The organism is Siculibacillus lacustris, assembly GCF_004328075.1.
Lineage (GTDB): Bacteria > Pseudomonadota > Alphaproteobacteria > Rhizobiales > Ancalomicrobiaceae > Siculibacillus > Siculibacillus lacustris.
This window is the reverse complement of record NZ_SJFN01000001.1, coordinates 36021-52120: the sequence shown is the minus strand read 5'-3', so window position 1 is coordinate 52120 and position 16100 is coordinate 36021. Positions and strand designations below refer to the sequence as shown.

16 protein-coding genes are annotated in these 16100 nt (G+C 68.3%); 6 read left to right on the top strand and 10 right to left on the bottom strand.

Translation table 11 applies throughout. The features are described from left to right. Window positions 1-80: 80 nt before the first annotated feature. Window positions 81-1199, bottom strand: a complete 1119-nt coding sequence (locus tag EYW49_RS00250; RefSeq protein WP_131304736.1) for a GlxA family transcriptional regulator — start codon at window positions 1197-1199, stop codon at window positions 81-83. 140 nt (window positions 1200-1339) lie between these two features. Here EYW49_RS00250 and EYW49_RS00245 point away from each other — a divergent pair, with 140 nt between their 5' ends. From EYW49_RS00245 to EYW49_RS00225, 5 genes are all read left to right on the top strand, one after another. Continuing rightward, the gene (locus EYW49_RS00245; RefSeq protein WP_131304734.1) at window positions 1340-1972 is read left to right on the top strand and encodes a cysteine hydrolase family protein; all 633 of its coding nucleotides are present in this window, start codon (window positions 1340-1342) and stop codon (window positions 1970-1972) included. Window positions 1973-2152: 180 nt separating this feature from the next. After that, window positions 2153-3493 carry an extracellular solute-binding protein gene (locus EYW49_RS00240; RefSeq protein ID WP_131304732.1) on the top strand — a complete coding sequence of 447 codons (1341 nt, stop codon included), beginning with the start codon at window positions 2153-2155 and terminating at the stop codon, window positions 3491-3493. A 219-nt stretch (window positions 3494-3712) separates the two neighbouring features. After that, window positions 3713-4597, top strand: a complete 885-nt coding sequence (locus EYW49_RS00235) for a carbohydrate ABC transporter permease (protein WP_131304730.1) — start codon at window positions 3713-3715, stop codon at window positions 4595-4597. Between the two features lie 7 nt (window positions 4598-4604). Further along, window positions 4605-5519, top strand: a complete 915-nt coding sequence (locus EYW49_RS00230; protein ID WP_131304728.1) for an ABC transporter permease subunit — start codon at window positions 4605-4607, stop codon at window positions 5517-5519. Window positions 5520-5527: 8 nt separating this feature from the next. Continuing rightward, window positions 5528-6658: an ABC transporter ATP-binding protein gene (locus EYW49_RS00225; protein ID WP_131304726.1), complete on the top strand. Its 1131-nt coding sequence runs from the start codon at window positions 5528-5530 to the stop codon at window positions 6656-6658. Here the strand turns inward: EYW49_RS00225 and EYW49_RS00220 are convergent, their stop codons facing one another. The 9 genes from EYW49_RS00220 to EYW49_RS00180 all read right to left on the bottom strand — a co-directional run bounded on the left by EYW49_RS00220 (window position 6659) and on the right by EYW49_RS00180 (window position 15156). Next, window positions 6659-8329, bottom strand: coding sequence for a methyl-accepting chemotaxis protein (locus EYW49_RS00220; RefSeq protein WP_131304724.1), 1671 nt, complete (start codon window positions 8327-8329; stop codon window positions 6659-6661). 140 nt (window positions 8330-8469) lie between these two features. Beyond that, window positions 8470-9183: an LrgB family protein gene (locus tag EYW49_RS00215; protein WP_131304722.1), complete on the bottom strand. Its 714-nt coding sequence runs from the start codon at window positions 9181-9183 to the stop codon at window positions 8470-8472. Beyond that, the gene (locus EYW49_RS00210; protein ID WP_131304720.1) at window positions 9180-9569 is read right to left on the bottom strand and encodes a CidA/LrgA family protein; all 390 of its coding nucleotides are present in this window, start codon (window positions 9567-9569) and stop codon (window positions 9180-9182) included. The genes EYW49_RS00215 and EYW49_RS00210 overlap by 4 nt, the downstream gene beginning before the upstream one ends. A gap of 198 nt (window positions 9570-9767) precedes the next feature. After that, window positions 9768-10481 carry an amino acid ABC transporter ATP-binding protein gene (locus tag EYW49_RS00205; RefSeq protein WP_407695456.1) on the bottom strand — a complete coding sequence of 238 codons (714 nt, stop codon included), beginning with the start codon at window positions 10479-10481 and terminating at the stop codon, window positions 9768-9770. An 87-nt stretch (window positions 10482-10568) separates the two neighbouring features. Then, window positions 10569-11369 (bottom strand): transporter substrate-binding domain-containing protein, encoded by an 801-nt coding sequence (locus EYW49_RS00200; protein ID WP_131304716.1) that lies wholly within the window; start codon window positions 11367-11369, stop codon window positions 10569-10571. A gap of 50 nt (window positions 11370-11419) precedes the next feature. Next, window positions 11420-12076 carry an amino acid ABC transporter permease gene (locus EYW49_RS00195; protein WP_131304714.1) on the bottom strand — a complete coding sequence of 219 codons (657 nt, stop codon included), beginning with the start codon at window positions 12074-12076 and terminating at the stop codon, window positions 11420-11422. A 10-nt stretch (window positions 12077-12086) separates the two neighbouring features. Further along, window positions 12087-12755, bottom strand: a complete 669-nt coding sequence (locus tag EYW49_RS00190; RefSeq protein WP_131304712.1) for an amino acid ABC transporter permease — start codon at window positions 12753-12755, stop codon at window positions 12087-12089. 239 nt (window positions 12756-12994) lie between these two features. After that, window positions 12995-14593: an ABC transporter substrate-binding protein gene (locus EYW49_RS00185; RefSeq protein WP_228259342.1), complete on the bottom strand. Its 1599-nt coding sequence runs from the start codon at window positions 14591-14593 to the stop codon at window positions 12995-12997. Window positions 14594-14625: 32 nt separating this feature from the next. Next, a complete protein-coding gene (locus tag EYW49_RS00180; RefSeq protein ID WP_131304707.1) occupies window positions 14626-15156 on the bottom strand; it encodes a MarR family winged helix-turn-helix transcriptional regulator in 531 nt (176 codons plus the stop codon). 209 nt (window positions 15157-15365) lie between these two features. Between EYW49_RS00180 and EYW49_RS00175 the strand changes: the two genes are divergently transcribed. After that, window positions 15366-16067 carry a creatininase family protein gene (locus tag EYW49_RS00175; protein WP_131304705.1) on the top strand — a complete coding sequence of 234 codons (702 nt, stop codon included), beginning with the start codon at window positions 15366-15368 and terminating at the stop codon, window positions 16065-16067. Window positions 16068-16100 lie beyond the last annotated feature (33 nt).

Genomic DNA, 16100 nt, shown 5'->3' with positions numbered 1-16100 from the left:
GGTCTCGGGCGCCGATCATGCGTCGCCTCGCGGCGCGACAATGGCCGATTCTTTCGACTTTCGCTGCATTGCAAAAGAACTTACGCCATTCGTTTCGCGGTTGCGACAGAGTGACGCGGATTTGACTGCACCGCAGCATGGGCCGTCTCGACGACCGCCGTGCGACGCTCCGCCCCGGAGCCCGCGGGCTCGCGGCTCGCGAACGTCGCCCGCCACCGCGACGGCGAGGTGCCGAAACTGCGTTCGAAGGCCTCGCGCAACGACACCGCCGACCCGAAGCCGACCGCCGCGGCGATCGCTTCGATCGGCCGATCGGTGGTCTCGAGCAGACGCTGCGCGGCGGTCAGGCGCTGGTGGCGCAGCCACGCGGCGAAGCTGGTGCCGGTCGCCCGGCGGAAGTGGCGCACGAAGCTTCGCCGGCTCATCGATGCCGCGGCCGCCGTCGCGTCGAGGGAATGCGGCCGGTCGAGCCGCGCCCGCACGGCGTCGAGGACCCGCGCGAAACGGTCGACCTCGGGGCCCGGCCGCACCGGCTGTTCGATGAACTGGGCCTGCCCGCCCTGGCGATGCGGCGACACCACCAACCGCCGCGCCACCCGATTGGCGACCTCGGCACCGTGGCGGGTCCTGAGCAGGTGCAGGCAGCAGTCGAGCCCGGCCGCCACCCCGGCGGCGGTGACCACGTCGCCCTCGTCGACATAGAGCACCTCGGGCCGCACCGTGATCGCCGGATGGCGTGCCGCCAGGATCTCGGCGGCCGCCCAATGGGTGGTGGCGGCGCGGCCGTCGAGGAGCCCGGCGGCGGCGACCACGAAGGTCCCGAGGCACAATCCGACGATCCGCGCGCCGCGTCCGTGGGCCTCGCGCAGCAGGTCGAGCAGCGCCGCATCGGGCTCGTCGTCGGGATCGGTCCAACTCGGCACGATCACCATGTCGCAGGCCGCCAGCGCCGCGAAGTCGTGGTCGATCTCCAGGGCATAGCCGCCGCTGGTCGGGCATCGCCCGGGCACCGCGGCGCCGACCAGCAGGCGATCGCGCGGGGTGTCGCCGAGACCGCGGTCGACCCCGAACACCAGACCCGGCACCGCCAGATGGAACGGATTGATTCCGGGAAAGGCCACCACGCCGATCGTCGCCGCCGGTGCGGCGACCGTGCGGGGGCGGGGCGGGAGGAGGGGCGCGGGCGCGATCGCGGGCATGGCGGAGGGTCTCGTCGAGCGTCGGGCATATTGGCCCGATCACCGCGCATGATGGCATTCGGGCCACTCACGCCGCAAGCCCCGTCCATGCGACCACGGGATCGGCGCCACGCCACCCCCTTCGACCCGAGGAGAGCCTCATGACCGCACCGAACGCCGCCCCGCGCCGCGCCCTGATCGTCGTCGACGTCCAGAACGACTACGACGGCGGCGGCCTGCCGATCGTCCATCCGCCCTTCGCCGAGAGCATCGCGGCGATCGGCCGCGCCATGGACGCCGCCACCGCCGCCGGGATTCCCGTGGTGGTGATCCGCCAGAACGCCCCCGAGACCGCGCCGATCTTCGCCCGCGGCAGCCACGGCGGCACCCTCCACCCCGTCGTGGCGAACCGCCCGCGCGACCACCTGATCGACAAGGCCCTGCCCAGCGCCTTCACCGGCACCGACCTCGAATCCTGGCTGCGCGCCCGGGCGATCGAGACGATCACCGTGGTCGGCTACATGACCCACAACTGCGATCTGTCGACGGTGATCCACGCGCTGCACATGGGCTTCGCCGTCGAAGTTCTGTCCGACGCCACCGGGTCGCTGGCTTACGCCAACCGCGCCGGCCGGGCCACCGCCGAGGAGATCCACCGCGTGTGCCTGGTGGTGATGCAGGCGCGCTTCGCCGCGGTCCTGCCGACCGACGAATGGATCGCCGGGCTCGCCTCGGGCGAACTGCCCCCACGCGACACGATCTTCGGCTCGGCCCGCGCCGGCGCCGCCCTCTGACGCGGGTTGCGGGCGGCGCCTCCCCGCCGCCCGCGCCTCGCCTGGGGAGAGCCGGGCGAATTCATTCGACCGTCATGAAAGCGTCGGCCGACCGTCATCTCGTCCGAGCAATGTCCGCCGCATCTCCCTGACGCAGCGGGGCCCGTCGGGCCGCCGCTCCGCGCAATCGAGGAACGGCCCATGCTCAAGAAGATCCTGCTCGCCACCGTCGCCGTCGTGCTGACGTCGGCCGCGGCGCCCGCCGCCGACAAGACCAAGTTCGACTTCTGGTTCGGCCTCAGCGGCGACCTCGAGAAGCGCGTCCAGGACGTCTGCGGCCGCTTCAACGCCGCCCAGGGCGACTTCGAAGTGGTCTGCACCAGCCAGGGCAACTACGACGCCGCGCTGCAGAACACCATCGCCGCCTTCCGCGCCAACAAACAGCCGACCGTCGTCCAGGTCTACGACGTCGGCACCGCCACCATGATGCTGTCGGAAGCCTTCTATCCGGCCAACAAGCTGATGACCGACAACGGCTACGACATCAAATGGGGCGACTACATCCACGGCATCTCGTCCTACTACGCCACCTCGAAGGGCGAGATGTTCTCCTTCCCCTTCAACTCCTCGACCGCGCTGCTCTATTGGAACAAGGCCGCCTTCGAGAAGATCGGCAAGACCGAAGCCCCCAAGACCTGGGAAGAGGTCGAAGCCGACGCGACCAAGCTGAAGGCCGCCGGCTACGAGTGCCCGGTCGCCATCAATATCTCGGCCAACGAGAGCTGGCAGCTGCTGGAGCAGTTCTCGGCCCTGCACAACGAGCCGATCGCCAGCAAGAACAACGGTTTCGACGGGCTCGACGCGGAACTGGTGTTCAACAAGACCAAGTTCGTCAAGTACGTCACCGATCTGAAGAAGTGGTATGACGCCGGCCTCGTCAAGATCAAGGCCAAGGAGCAGGGTCAGGACATGGTCCAGGCCTTCGCCGGCGGCGACTGCCAGATGATCATGACCTCGGTCGGCGATCACGGCACGGTCGCCAAGACCGCCAAGGACGGCCTCTCCTGGGACGTCGCGCCGCTGCCGGTCTATGCCGGCGTCAAGCGTCAGAACAGCCTGGTCGGCGGCGCCTCGCTGTGGGTGCTGAAGGGCAAGTCGCCCGCCGAATACAAGGGCGCGGCCGCCTTCCTCGCCTTCATCGCCAAGCCCGAGAGCGCGCTGTTCTGGTCGACCGTCACCGGTTACATCCCGGTCACCACCTCCGGCTTCGAATACATGAAGGCGCAAGGGTTCTACGACAAGGCCCCCTACAAGGGCCGTGAAGTGGCGATCGCCTCGCTGACCGCCGCCGAGCCCTCGGCCGTCACCCGCGGCATCCGGCTGGGCGGCTTCACCCAGATCCGCGCCGAGGTCGGCAACGGCCTGCAGGAGATCTTCTCCGGCAAGTCCGACGTCCAGACCGCCATCGACGGCATCGTCACTCGCGGCAACGCCGTGCTGCGCCGCTTCGAGGCGACCTACAAGGGCAAGACCCTGCCCTGATCCCTGATCCGGAGACGAGCCCCCTCGATCACCGCCCCTCGCTGCGCCGTCGTCCCCGGCGAGCGCAGCGAGGGAAGGGGATCCAGGGGGCGTTTCCGTTCGAGGGACGCCGCTGGATCCCCTTTCCCGGCGTGCGCTCCGCGCACTCCGGCCGGGGATGACGGCAGACGGCGTGGCTCGGACGATTGCGGACAGGCGCGAGGTGGAGCTTCGGATCGTATGGAAAAGCGTGCGACCTATCGCCAATGGTGGATCGGCATCGGCTTCGCGATCCCCCAGATCGTGCTGATCTTCACCTTCTTCTATTGGCCGGCCGGTCAGGCGGTCTATTGGTCGCTGACCCTGCAGCAGCCCTGGGGCGGCGGCAACATCTGGGTCGGCCTCGACAATTTCCGCGAGATACTGTCCGATCCCAACTATTGGGCCTCGGTCTGGCGCAGCATCGTCTTCGCCGGCTTCTCGACCGCGATCGCCATGATCTGCGCCCTGCTGCTGGCGGTCTGCGTCGATCGCGAACTGACCGGCTCGCGGCTCTACCGGGTGGTGCTGATCTGGCCCTACGGCATCGCCGCGCCGGCCCTGGCGCTGGCCTTCCGCTTCATGCTGGCGCCCCAGGCCGGATTGATCGCCTTCGTCAACGACGTCTGGCCGGGGATCTGGGATCCGGGCCTGAACGGCACCGACGCGATGATCTCGGTGATCGCCGCCTTCTCGTGGAAATACGTCGGCTACGATTTCATCTTCTTCCTGTCGGCGCTGCAGTCGATCCCGCGCTCGCACATCGAGGCGGCGGCGCTCGACGGCGCCGGCGTGCTGCGCCGCCTCGTCGACATCCAACTGCCGCTGCTGACCCCGACGGTGTTCTTCCTGCTGGTGATCGACATCACCGAGAGCTTCCAGGACTCCTTCGGCATCGTCGACATCATGACCGCCGGCGGTCCGGCGCGGGCCACCGAACTGATGGTCTACAAGATCTATTTCGACGGCTTCCGCGGCCTCGACTATTCCGGCGCGGCGGCCCAGTCGATCATCCTGATGATCCTCATCATGGGGCTCACCATCCTCCAGTTCCGCTTCATCGAGCGGCGGGTCCACTACAAGTGAGGCGACCGTGATCGAACGAACGCCTGTTCTCGACGTCGTCACCCAGGTGGTGCTGGCCCTCGGCTTCGTCGTCGCGGTCCTGCCCTTCGTGGTGGTGGCCGTCGCCGCCTCGCACGATCTGCGCGACGTCAATCTGGTGCCGATGCCGCTCATCCCCGGCGGCCACTTCCTGGAGAATCTCACGGAAGCCTGGACCCGCGCCGACCTCGGCCACAAGCTGTTCAACAGCTTCGTCTTCGCCGCCGGCGTGGCGGGCGGCAAGGTGATCGTCTCGGCGCTCACCGCCTACGCCATCGTGTTCTTCCGCTTCCCCGGCCGGCAGCTGATCTTCTGGTCGATCTTCGTCACCCTGATGCTGCCGCTCGAGGTGCGCATCGTCCCGACCTATGCGGTCGCCGCCAACGTCCTCGGCCCCTATCAGGCGATCCTCGACGTGACCGGGCTCACCTGGCTGATCGAACGCTTCGCCGGCGTCCATGTCGATCTGCAGTTCGGCCTGCTCAATTCCTACACCGGCCTGATCCTGCCGCTGGTCGCCACCGCGACCGGCACCTTCCTCTATCGCCAGTTCTTCCTGACGCTGCCCGACGAACTGGTCGAGGCCGCCAAGATGGACGGCGCCGGACCGATCCGCTTCTTCTTCGACATGGTCCTGCCCCTGTCGCGCAACAACGTCGCGGCGCTCGCCACCATCATGTTCCTGTGGGCCTGGAACCAATACCTGTGGCCGCTCCTGGTCACCACCGAGCCGAGCCACGCCACCGCCGTCACCGAACTGAAGCAATTGATCCCCAACGTCGGCGGCATTCCCGAATGGAACATCGCCATGGCCGGGACCCTGATCGTCATGGCCCCGACCCTGGTGGTGGTGATCGTCATGCAGCGATGGTTCGTCCGCGGCCTCATCGCCACCGAGAAGTGAGAAGCGCCATGGCCGACATTTCCATCCGCAAGGTCGCCAAGTCCTATGGCAAGACCCAGATCGTCCATGCCCTCGACCTCGAGATCCGCTCCGGCGAGTTCCTGGTGGTGCTCGGGCCCTCGGGCTGCGGCAAATCCACGCTGCTGCGCATGATCGCCGGCCTCGAGGACATCACCGGCGGCGAGATCGCCATCGAGGGCGTGGTGGTCAACCAGCTCGAGCCGCGTGAGCGTGGCTGCGCCATGGTGTTCCAGAACTACGCGCTCTATCCGCACATGACCGTCGCCGACAACATCTCCTATGCCCTCAAGGTCGCCGGCGTGCCCAAGGCCGAGCGGCGCACCCGGGTCGAGGCGGTGGCGGCGATCCTCGGGCTCGGCGATCTCCTCGATCGCCGTCCCGCCCAGCTCTCCGGCGGCCAGCGTCAGCGCGTCGCCATGGGCCGGGCGATGATCCGCTCGCCCAAGGTGTTCCTGTTCGACGAGCCCTTGTCCAATCTCGACGCCAAACTGCGCGTGCAGATGCGCATCGAGATCCGCCGCCTGCACAATCGCCTGTCGGCCACCTCGATCTTCGTCACCCACGATCAGGTCGAGGCGATGACGCTGGCCGATCGCATCGTCGTGCTCGACGCCGGCCGGATCGAACAGATCGGCACCCCGACCGAGGTCTATCACCGTCCCGCCAGCCGCTTCGTCGCCGGCTTCATCGGTTCGCCGCCGATGAACCTGATCGACGGTACCGTCGGCCGCGACGAGACGCTGGCCTTCGCCGACGGCACCACCCTGGCGGTGCCCGGCCTCGCTCTGGCGCCCGGCCGCGCCGTCACCCTCGGTCTGCGCCCCGAAGCCCTGGTGGTCGGCGAAGCGGCGCTCGAGCAGCCGATCCGCGGTCGCTTCGATCTGCAGTTCGTCGAACATCTCGGACCGGCGGCGCTCGCCCATGGCCTGTTCGCCGGTCGCACCTTCGTCGCCCAGGTGCCGGCCCGTCTGGTCGAAGGCGCGCCCGAGGGCCTCGCCTTCGGCTGCCCGCCCGACGCGCTGCATCTCTTCGACGCCGCGACCGGCCGCCGGCTCGAGGCGCCGCTCGGCGCCGCGGCCACCGCGGCCGTCGTGCCGGCCCCGGTCGACGCGGCGTGATCAGGCGGCCCGCACCGCGCCGAGGAAGCGTCCGACCTCGTCGCGGAGCGCATCGGCCTGGCGGGTGAGTTCGCTCGAGGCGCCGTAGACCTGGGTCGCCGCCGACGAGGTCTCTTCCGTTGCGCGGTTGACGCCGGCGATGTTGGTGGTGACCTCGCCGGTGCCGATCGCCGCCTGCTGGACGTTGCGGGCCATCTCGGCGCTGGTCGCCGCCTGGGCGTCGACCGCCGAAGCGATCGCCGCGGAGATCGCCTCGAAACGGCCGACGGTCTCGGCGATCGTCGTCAGCGCCGTCACCGCCCCGTCGCTCGACGCCTGGATCTCGCCGATCTGCGCGGTGATCTGGGCGGTCGCCCGGGCGGTCTGGTCGGCGAGCCCCTTGACCTCCGCCGCCACCACCGCGAAGCCGCGGCCGGCCTCGCCGGCGCGGGCCGCTTCGATCGTCGCATTGAGGGCGAGCAGATTGGTCTGGGCGGCGATGGCGTCGATCAGGCCGGAGATCTCGCCGATCTTCAGCGTGCCGGCGGTCAGGGCCTTCACCGACTGCATCGTCGTATCGGCCTCGCGCACCGCCTCCGCCGAGACCGAAGCCGCCTCGTCGACCCGCTCGGTGATCCGGCGGAACGAGTCGGCGATCCGTTCCGAGGCGTCCGCCACGGTGAGGACGTTGGCCGTCGCCTCTTCGGAGGCCGCCGACACTGCGGTCGATTGCCGCGTCGCCTCCTCCGCCGCGCCGGTCAGGGTCCGGGCGGCCAGTTGCAACTCGCCGGCCGACGCAGAGACCACGCCGACGATCTGCCCGGCGGTGCGGTCGAACCCGTCGAGCAGCGCATCGATGCGCTCGGCCCGCAGCCGCTTGGCCGCCTCTTCCTCGGCCTGAGCGCGGCGCAGTCCGTCGGCCTCGCGCATCCCGTCGCGGAACACCACCACGGCGCGGGCCATCGTACCGATCTCGTCGCGGGCGCCGGCGGAGCCGATCTCGACCGTGAGATCGTGGTCGGCGAGGCGATGCATGGTCTCGGTGATCGCCGCCAGGGGCTGCACCACCGAGCGCCGGACGATCCAGGCGCCGCCGGCGACCAGACCCAGGCCGAGAACGATCGAGGCGACGATCAGTCCCCATATCACCCGGTTGATCGCCACGGCGTGGGTGTAGGAGGCCTCGGCCTCGGTGACCTGCAGCTTGATCAGGTCGTCGATCGCCCCGGTCAAGGGATCGATCGCCGGATAGAGGCGGGTCTCGGCGAAGGTCGCCAGGCGCGCCCGGTCGCCGCTCTTCAGGATCGTCACGAGCTCGGCCGCCGCGGTATCCGCCGCCGCGAAGCGATCGCCCGCGGTCGCGGCCAGCGCCTTCTCCTGGGCGTCCATGTAGGTCGCCATGTAGGCGGACCAACGCCGGTGCGCCGCGGTTCCCGCGTGTTCGACGGTGATGATCGCCTGGTCGGGCTTCAGCGCACCCGCCCGGGTCTTGTGGGTGGTGTCGACGATGTCGACGGCATAGGCGTCGGAGACCGCCTTGAGGTCACGCAAGGGAACCACCCGGTCGGCGAAGACACTCTCCAGAGCGGCGGTCATCTGCGAGTTTGAGTAGAGACTGACCCCGGCCAAACCCACGATCGACAGGAACAGCGATAGAAATATTACCAACATACGGCTGGAAATGGTCTTCATCTGCTCGCTCTCGTCGGGAGGTCGGTCGGGCCTACACTCTTGCCGGCGGAGGGGTCGATTATTCGTTTATAAAAATTGAAATTACAGTTTCGGCGAGGACTTCGTTCGAATTTACGACCGTTCCGGGAGTCCGGCGGCCGTCAGAAGAACAGCCGCAGCACCAACGGGGCGAGCACCGGCGTCAGGAGCGCGTTGAGCGCCATGGCGATGCCGGCGAAGGCGCCGGCCACCGGATCGACCGAAAAGGCCCGCGCCGTGCCGATGCCGTGCGAGGCGAGGCCGGCGGCGAAACCGCGCGCCGCCGGATCGCGGACCCGGAGCGCGTCCATCATCGGCGTCAGCAGGATCGCCCCGAGGATGCCGGTGGCGATCACCATGGTCGCGGTCAGCGCCGGTACCCCGCCCAGCGTCTCCGACACCGCCATCGCCACCGCCGCGGTCACCGACTTCGGCGCCAGCGACACCACCACCGAGCGCGAGGCCCCGGCGACCAGCGCGATCCCCACCGCCGAGACGATCGCCACCACCGACCCGACGACCAACGCCGCCGCCATCGGCACCAGATTCTTGCGCACCAACTCGCGATTGCGGTGGAGCGGCACGGCCAGCGCCACCGTCGCCGGCCCGAGCAGGAAATGCACGAATTGGGCGCCGTCGAAATAGACCCGGTAGTCGGTGCCGGTCACCTTCAGCGTCGCAGCCAGCACGATGATCGACACCAGCACCGGGTTGACCAGCGAATGGCGATTGGCCGCCAGCGACAGCTGATCGGCGGCGATCCACACCATCAGCGTCACGGTCAGCCAGAACAGCGGACTGGTCGACAGGTAGACCCACAGCGCCGTGCCGGTCATCGCCGCGGCTCCTCGGTGCGGGTCATCAAGCGTTTGACCGCCACGAAGGTGCCGACGGTCACCGCCAGCGTCACCGCCGTCGAGATCACCAGGGCGAGGGTGATCGCCAGCCCTTGCGCGCCGATCACGTCGAGATGCTGGATCACCCCGACGCCGGCCGGCACGAACAGCAGCGACAGCGTGGCGAGCAGGCCGTTCGACACCCGTCCGAGATCGCTCGAGGCGAGGATCGTGTCGTCGACGTCGCCGTGCCGGTCGAACCAGGCGAGCGCCGCCACCAGCCCGGCGAAGCCGAGCACCGGCCCGGGCACCGGCAGACCGGTGCCGCGGGCGATCGCCTCGCCGACCAATTGGCACAAGAGCAGGATCGCGAAACCGCGGATCATCGGGTCGTCCCTCGCAGCCTCGGTCGCCGCGACCGGACCCGAGCTCTTCTAGAGACGACCGCCGCGGCCCGCAACGCCTGCGTTGCTGCGCCGCCGCATGGGAGACCCGATCTCGCGGCGGCGCAGCGAAGGGGTCCGCAGGCCGACTGGCCGGTTCGCCGGCGCTCGGCGCGGCGGGATCCGCCCCCGGGTCCCGCCTCAGGCGATCTGGCCGAGGAAGGTGCGGGTGCGTTCGTGCTGTGGGTCGTCGAAGAACCGGTCGGGCGGCGCCATTTCGACGATCTCGCCGCGATCCATGAAGATCACCCGGTCGGCGACGCGGCGGGCGAAGCCCATCTCGTGGGTCACCACCAGCATGGTCATGCCGCCGTCGGCGAGGTCGATCATCGTGTCGAGGACCTCCTTGACCATCTCCGGATCGAGCGCCGAGGTCGGTTCGTCGAACAGCATGATCTTGGGGTTCATGCACAGGGCACGGGCGATCGCCACCCGCTGCTGCTGGCCGCCGGAGAGTTGCGCCGGATATTTGTCGGCCTGTTCCGGAATGTGGACCCGGGCGAGGTACTTGCGCGCCGTCGCCTCGGCCGCGTCGCGAGTCTCGCCCCGCACCTTCATCGGCGCCAGCGTGCAGTTCTCCAGCACCGTCATGTGCGGGAACAGATTGAACTGCTGGAACACCATGCCGACCTCGCGGCGGATCGCGTCGACGTTCTTGCCCCCCGCCGTGAGTTCGATGCCGTCGACGAAGATCCGCCCGGACTGGATCGCCTCGAGCTGGTTGATGCAGCGGATCAGCGTCGACTTGCCCGACCCCGAGGGCCCGCAGACGACGATGCGCTCGCCGCTTCTGACCTCGAGGTCGACGTTCTTCAGCGCCTGGAAGGCGCCGTACCACTTGTTCACGGCCTCCATCCGGACCGCCGTCTCCAGGGTCTTCCGCGGTGCCTCCGCCGCAGTCTCGCTCGTCGTCGTCATCGCGGAAGACTCCCTGTCGTCACATCACTTGGCCGCGGCCACGAAGTCGGCGAGCGGCGCCTTCAGCCACTTCTGGCTGATCGCCTCGAGCCGGCCGTCGGCCTTGATCTTGGCCACGAAGGCGTTGATCGCCGCGAGGAACTCGGTCTGCTTCGGCCGCACCGCGATGCCCTGGACCTGCTGGCTGAGCGGGAAGGTCTCGACGAAGCGGCCGGGCGCCACCTTGAGGATCTGGGCGACGACGGTGTTGGAACAGCCGATCGCGTCGACCTGACCGGAGAGCAGGGCCTGGGTCGCCGAAGCGTCGTCGTCGAAGCGCTGGATCAGCGTGCCGGGCAACGCCACCTTGGTCACTGCGGTGTCCTGGGTCGAGGCGCGGGCGACGCCGACGCGCTTGCCGACCAGCTTCTCGGGGCTGGCGAGATCCTTGGTCTTGTCGCCGATGATCGACAGCCGGATGCCGGCGTAGGGCGACGAGAAGTCGACCTTCTCGGCCCGTTCCGGGGTGATCCCGAGGGAGGCGACCAGCACGTCGATCTGGCTCGACAGCAGGTAGGGGATGCGGTTCGGGCCGGTCACCGGCACGATGTTGACCTTCACCCCGAGGTCGGCGGCGAGCAGCTTGGCGACGTCGGCGTCGTAGCCGTCGGGCTGGTTGTCGGTGTTCATGATGCCGAAGGGCGGGAAGTCGACCAGCATGCCGATGTTGATGACGCCGCGCCCCTTGATCTCGGACACGGTCTGGGCTGAAGCCGGGCCCACGGCGGCGCCGCCGAGGAGCCCGAAGCCGATCAGGAGCGTTGCGTTGCGACGAGTGAGATTCATGGGATTTCCTCTCTGTTGACGGTCGACGACCGGCGCTGCCGGGGCCTTTCTCAGCGTGCGGAGGCCCGTGCGAAACGGATTTCGGCCTGACGGGCGAGCAGCGACAGCGGCCAGCACAGGACGAAGTAGAGGCCCGCGACGATCGAGAACACCGTGAAGGGCTCGAAGGTCGCGTTGTTGATGATCTGCCCGGCCCGCGTCAGCTCGGTGAAGCCGATGATCGCGGCGAGCGAAGTGCCCTTGATCAACTGCACCAGGAAGCCGACGGTCGGCGCCACCGCGATGCGGGCGGCCTGCGGCAGAATGATCCAGCGCTGGCGCGAGGCCCATTTGAGGCCGAGCGCCGTCGCCGCCTCGTTCTGCCCCAGCGGCACCGCCTCGATGCAGCCGCGCCAGATCTCGCCGAGGAAGGCCGAGGCGTGCAGGGTCAGGGCGAGGGCGGCGGCGATCCACGGGTTGATCGCCGCGCCGACCACCGCCATGCCGAAATAGACCAGGAACAGCTGCAACAGCAGCGGCGTGCCCTGGAAGACGCGGATGAAGCCGGCGGTGGCCTGACGGACGACCTTGTCGCCGGAGGTCCGCGCCAGAGCGATCGCCAGCCCGCCGATGCCGCCGCCGATGAAGGCGATCGCCGACAGGGCGATCGTCCAGCGGATCGCCATCAGGATGAACAGGAACTCGTTCCAGCCGAAGGTGCGGATCATGCCTGGCCTCCTAGCGGGACAACGGATAGCGGAAGGCGGCGCGCTCGATCGCTCCGAACAGCGCCGAGAACCCGGCCGACATCAGGAAATAGACCACGGTGATCACCAGGTAGACCTCCATGCTGGCGAAGGTCCGCGACTGGACGTCGGCGCCGGCGGCGGTGAGGTCGCCGGCCGAGATCACCGAGACGACGCTGGAGGTCAGCATCAGATAGATGAACTGGCTGGTCAGCGCCGGATAGACGGTCCGCAGAGCCGGTTTCAGGATGATGTAGCGGAACACCTGCAGCGGCTTCAGCCCGAGCGCCCGGCCCGCCTCGATCTGCCCGACGGCGATCGACTCGATGCCGGCCCGGATGATCTCGGTCGCATAGGCGCAGAAATTGACCACCAGGGCGAGCAGCGCCGCCGCATCCGGCGACATCCGGAGCCCGATGCTCGGCAGACCGAAGAAGATGAAGAAGATCTGCACCAGGAACGGCGTGTTGCGGATCAGCTCGATATAGGCCTGGACCACCCAGCGCAGCGGCGCGATCTTGGAGGTCTTGGCGGCGGCGAGCCCGATCGAGATCACCAGACCGATCGCCATCGCTTCGCAGGACAATTCCAGCGTGACCGCCGCTCCGCGCAGGAGCTGGTCGCTCGACGCGAACACCGGCGCGAAGTTGAAATCGTACAAGGCCGTCCTCCCCCACCCTGATCCTTGCGCAGATCCGGGCGTGCTCGTGCGGGTCACGCGAGCGATTGGGAGGGATCAAAGCCGAAGCCGCCGATGGCGTCAACCGAAGTCTTCGAACTTGTATGGCAGAGGCTGCGGCGGGGCGATCGGCCGCGCCTCGGGGCGGTGGTCGGCGCCCGCGGCGCCTCCGGAAAGACGCTCCGTCGCTGCAGGGATCCGCGGCGACGGAGGAGTCGGTCTCACTTCTTGGCGGGCTTGATGTTCATCGCCAGCGTGTCCTCGTCGGAACGCGGGACGATCGTCACCTTGTCCTTCTGCATCGACCACACGGTCACCACCGAGGCGATCGGCAGCGACGGCCGATCGGAGGCGACCAGCCGGTTGCCCTCCTTCAGGAGCGCCTCGCGCTTGGCCGGATCGATCTCCACCGCGGCCTTTTCGACGATCTCGTCCATGCGGGCGTTGGAATAGCCGCGCACGTTGAAGGTGCCGAACTTGGTCTTGGCGTCATAGGTGTGCAGCAGGCCGCCGAGGGTGTAGTTCGCTTCGCCGGTCAGCGTGCCCCAGCCGGCCATGGTCAGCGAATAGTCGCCGCGGGTCTTGGCCGGGAAGTAGACGGCGCCGGGCTGGGCGTTGGCCGCGGCGTCGACGCCGATCGACGCCAGCATCTGGGCGATGGTGGTGCCGACGGCGCGGTCGCCGGGCAGGCGGTCGTTGGTGAAGGAGAACACCACCTTGAAGCCGGCCGGATAGCCCGCCTCGGTGAGCAGCGCCTTGGCCTTCTTGATGTCGGGCTTCGGCACGCCGATCGATTTGTCGTAGCCGAAGATGTTGGAGGTGACCAGCTGGCCGGTGGCGCTGCCGAGCCCTTCCATGGCGATCTCGGTCAGTGCCTCGCGATCGATCGCCAGATCGAAGGCCTCGCGCACCTTGGGATCGAGGAAGGGGTTCTTGGGCAGCGGCGAGCCGTCCTTGGCGGTGACCTGCGGCGTCTTCTCGCGCATGTCGAACTCGACGTAGAAGATGTAGGCGCTCTCCTTGCGCACCGTGGCGATCTTCGGATCCTTCTCCAGCGACGGCACGTCGGCGGCCGGGGTGCGGGCGATGATGTCGACCTGACCGGCCTTGAGCTGCGCCACCCGGGCGGCGTCGTTGGGCAGTTCCTTGCGGACCACCTTCTCCCAGGGCTCCTTGCCGCCCCAGTAGCCGTCGAACCGCTCCAGCACCAACTGCTCGTTGGGCGTCCACGAGACGAACTTGTAGGGGCCGGTGCCGATCGCCGCCTTGCCGGAATTGAATCCGGCGGTCGCGGTGTCCTTGGTCGAGAAGTCCTTGGCCGCGGTGTGCGACACCACGAACAGCCGGACGAAGTCGTTGGGCAGGGTCGGCGCCGGACCGTCGGTCTCGATCCGGATGGTCAGCGGATCGACGATGGTGATGCCCTTGACACGGCGCACATAGATCGTCGTCGGATTGGGTCCGGTCACCGCCGGGATGCGCTCGATCGAGAACTTGACGTCTTCCGCGGTGAAGTCGGAGCCGTCGTGGAACTTGACGCCCGGCCGCAGCTTGAACTCCCAATGGGTCTCGTCGAGCACCGTCCAGCTGGTCGCCAGGCCCGGCTTCAGCTCGAGATCGTTGCCCGACACCACCAGACTGTCGAAGATGTGCTTGACCGCCTCGGCCTGGGTGCCGACCGCGGTGAAGTGCGGGTCGATCGACAGCGGCCCGGCGCGGACGCCGATGTTCAGGGTCTGGGCACTCGCCGGGACGAGCGCGGCGGCGAGGCCGAGGGCGACCAGTGAGGTCGCCAACGTGAGACTGCGGATGCGCATCATGTCGAGTCCTCCGATGAACGGTCCGTCCGTCGTCAGACGGTCGCGGGTCCGGGAAGTACGGCGTCGGGCCAAGTCGGGGCGGCGACGACCAGTTTGGCGAGCAGTTCGGCGAGCATGAAACGTTCGGCCGGGCTGAGCGGGGCGAGCATCAGGCGCTCGCGTTCCAACATCGGCGTCAGGGTCTCGTCGGTGATCCGGCGGCCCTCGGCGGTCAGTTCGAGGCGAAAGCTGCGACGGTCGCCGGAATCGGGTGTACGCTCGATCAGCCGGCGCTCGATCAGCGACTGTACCGCCCGGCTGATGGTGGTCTTGGGGAAGCCCGAGGATTCGCTGATCGCCTTGGCGGTCGAGCCGTCCTTCAGCGACAGCGAATAGAGCACCACGTATTCCGGCCGCATCAGGCCGTGACGCTCCTGGATGTAGCCGTAGACCGGTCCGTTGAAGTGCAGGGCGAGGTAGTTCAGCCGGAACGAGAACCAGCACGGGTTCTCCCACAGCTTGGTGGCCACCAGCGGATCGAGCCCATGACCCGCGGCGAAGGCCGCCGCATCCGGCCAGAGCATCCCGATACGGCTCTCCAAGGCGTCCATCCGGCTCTCGTCATCTTCGGGGAATTAGTTCCGTATGAAACTTGACACCAATGGATTGAGCCGTCAATCATCTTGATCTGGTTCCGATCAGAACTAACGCGGTGACGCATTCGTTTGCATTTGCTCATTTCTGCGGCAAGCGAAACGGTGTCTTCGTGGACGGGCGCGACAGGGGAGGTTTCATGCGGATCGCAGCGATGAATTGGAACGGCGTTTCCGAACGCGCAGCGCTCGACGACCGCTGTGTCCTGCCGATCGGCAGCGTCGAACAGCACGCCCATCTCAGCCTCGCCACCGACGCCGTCCTCGCCGAGAAGGTCGCGATCGAAGCGGCCGAACCGCTCGGCGTGCCGGTGTTCCCGGTGCTGCCCTATGGGCTGGCCGCCGGTTTCGTCGACTATCCCGGCACCGTGTCGCTGCGGCTCTCGACCTATTGCGCGCTGATCGAGGACCTGCTCGAGGGCCTCCACCGCTCCGGTTTCCGCCGCATCACCCTGGTCAACGGCCACGGCGGCAACAGTCCGGTGGCGACCATCGCCGCCGAATGGCTCGACCGCCGCCGCGGCAGCCGGGTCAAGCTGCACGACTGGTGGCGCGCGCCGGCCACCTGGGCCAAGGTGATGGCGATCGATCCGGCCGCCTCGCACGCCTCGTGGATGGAGAATTTCCCCTGGACGCGGGTCGCCGGCGTCGTCCAGCCGACCGAACGCAAGCCCGAGATCGACCGCGTGGCGCTGGCCATGTCCGATCCCGGCGAACGCCGCCGGCTGATCGGCGACGGCAACTACCACGGCCTCTACCAGCGCGACGACGCCGAGATGGCGGCGATCTGGGCGGTGGCGGTCGAAGAGACTCGCGCGGCGATCGAAGGTCCCTGGGCCTGAGCGGATACGACGTCGGCGACGGCGAGAAGAGGA

What these genes read in the sequence shown, in the direction of transcription:
- EYW49_RS00250 (WP_131304736.1), bottom strand. Translation starts at nt 1,199, where the DNA reads ATGCCCGCGATCGCGCCCGCGCCCCTCCTCCCGCCCCGCCCCCGCACG.
- EYW49_RS00245 (WP_131304734.1), top strand. Translation starts at nt 1,340, where the DNA reads ATGACCGCACCGAACGCCGCCCCGCGCCGCGCCCTGATCGTCGTCGAC.
- EYW49_RS00240 (WP_131304732.1), top strand. Translation starts at nt 2,153, where the DNA reads ATGCTCAAGAAGATCCTGCTCGCCACCGTCGCCGTCGTGCTGACGTCG.
- EYW49_RS00235 (WP_131304730.1), top strand. Translation starts at nt 3,713, where the DNA reads ATGGAAAAGCGTGCGACCTATCGCCAATGGTGGATCGGCATCGGCTTC.
- EYW49_RS00225 (WP_131304726.1), top strand. Translation starts at nt 5,528, where the DNA reads ATGGCCGACATTTCCATCCGCAAGGTCGCCAAGTCCTATGGCAAGACC.
- EYW49_RS00220 (WP_131304724.1), bottom strand. Translation starts at nt 8,329, where the DNA reads ATGAAGACCATTTCCAGCCGTATGTTGGTAATATTTCTATCGCTGTTC.
- EYW49_RS00215 (WP_131304722.1), bottom strand. Translation starts at nt 9,183, where the DNA reads ATGACCGGCACGGCGCTGTGGGTCTACCTGTCGACCAGTCCGCTGTTC.
- EYW49_RS00210 (WP_131304720.1), bottom strand. Translation starts at nt 9,569, where the DNA reads ATGATCCGCGGTTTCGCGATCCTGCTCTTGTGCCAATTGGTCGGCGAG.
- EYW49_RS00205 (WP_407695456.1), bottom strand. Translation starts at nt 10,481, where the DNA reads ATGGAGGCCGTGAACAAGTGGTACGGCGCCTTCCAGGCGCTGAAGAAC.
- EYW49_RS00200 (WP_131304716.1), bottom strand. Translation starts at nt 11,369, where the DNA reads ATGAATCTCACTCGTCGCAACGCAACGCTCCTGATCGGCTTCGGGCTC.
- EYW49_RS00195 (WP_131304714.1), bottom strand. Translation starts at nt 12,076, where the DNA reads ATGATCCGCACCTTCGGCTGGAACGAGTTCCTGTTCATCCTGATGGCG.
- EYW49_RS00185 (WP_228259342.1), bottom strand. Translation starts at nt 14,593, where the DNA reads ATGATGCGCATCCGCAGTCTCACGTTGGCGACCTCACTGGTCGCCCTC.
- EYW49_RS00180 (WP_131304707.1), bottom strand. Translation starts at nt 15,156, where the DNA reads ATGCTCTGGCCGGATGCGGCGGCCTTCGCCGCGGGTCATGGGCTCGAT.
- EYW49_RS00175 (WP_131304705.1), top strand. Translation starts at nt 15,366, where the DNA reads ATGCGGATCGCAGCGATGAATTGGAACGGCGTTTCCGAACGCGCAGCG.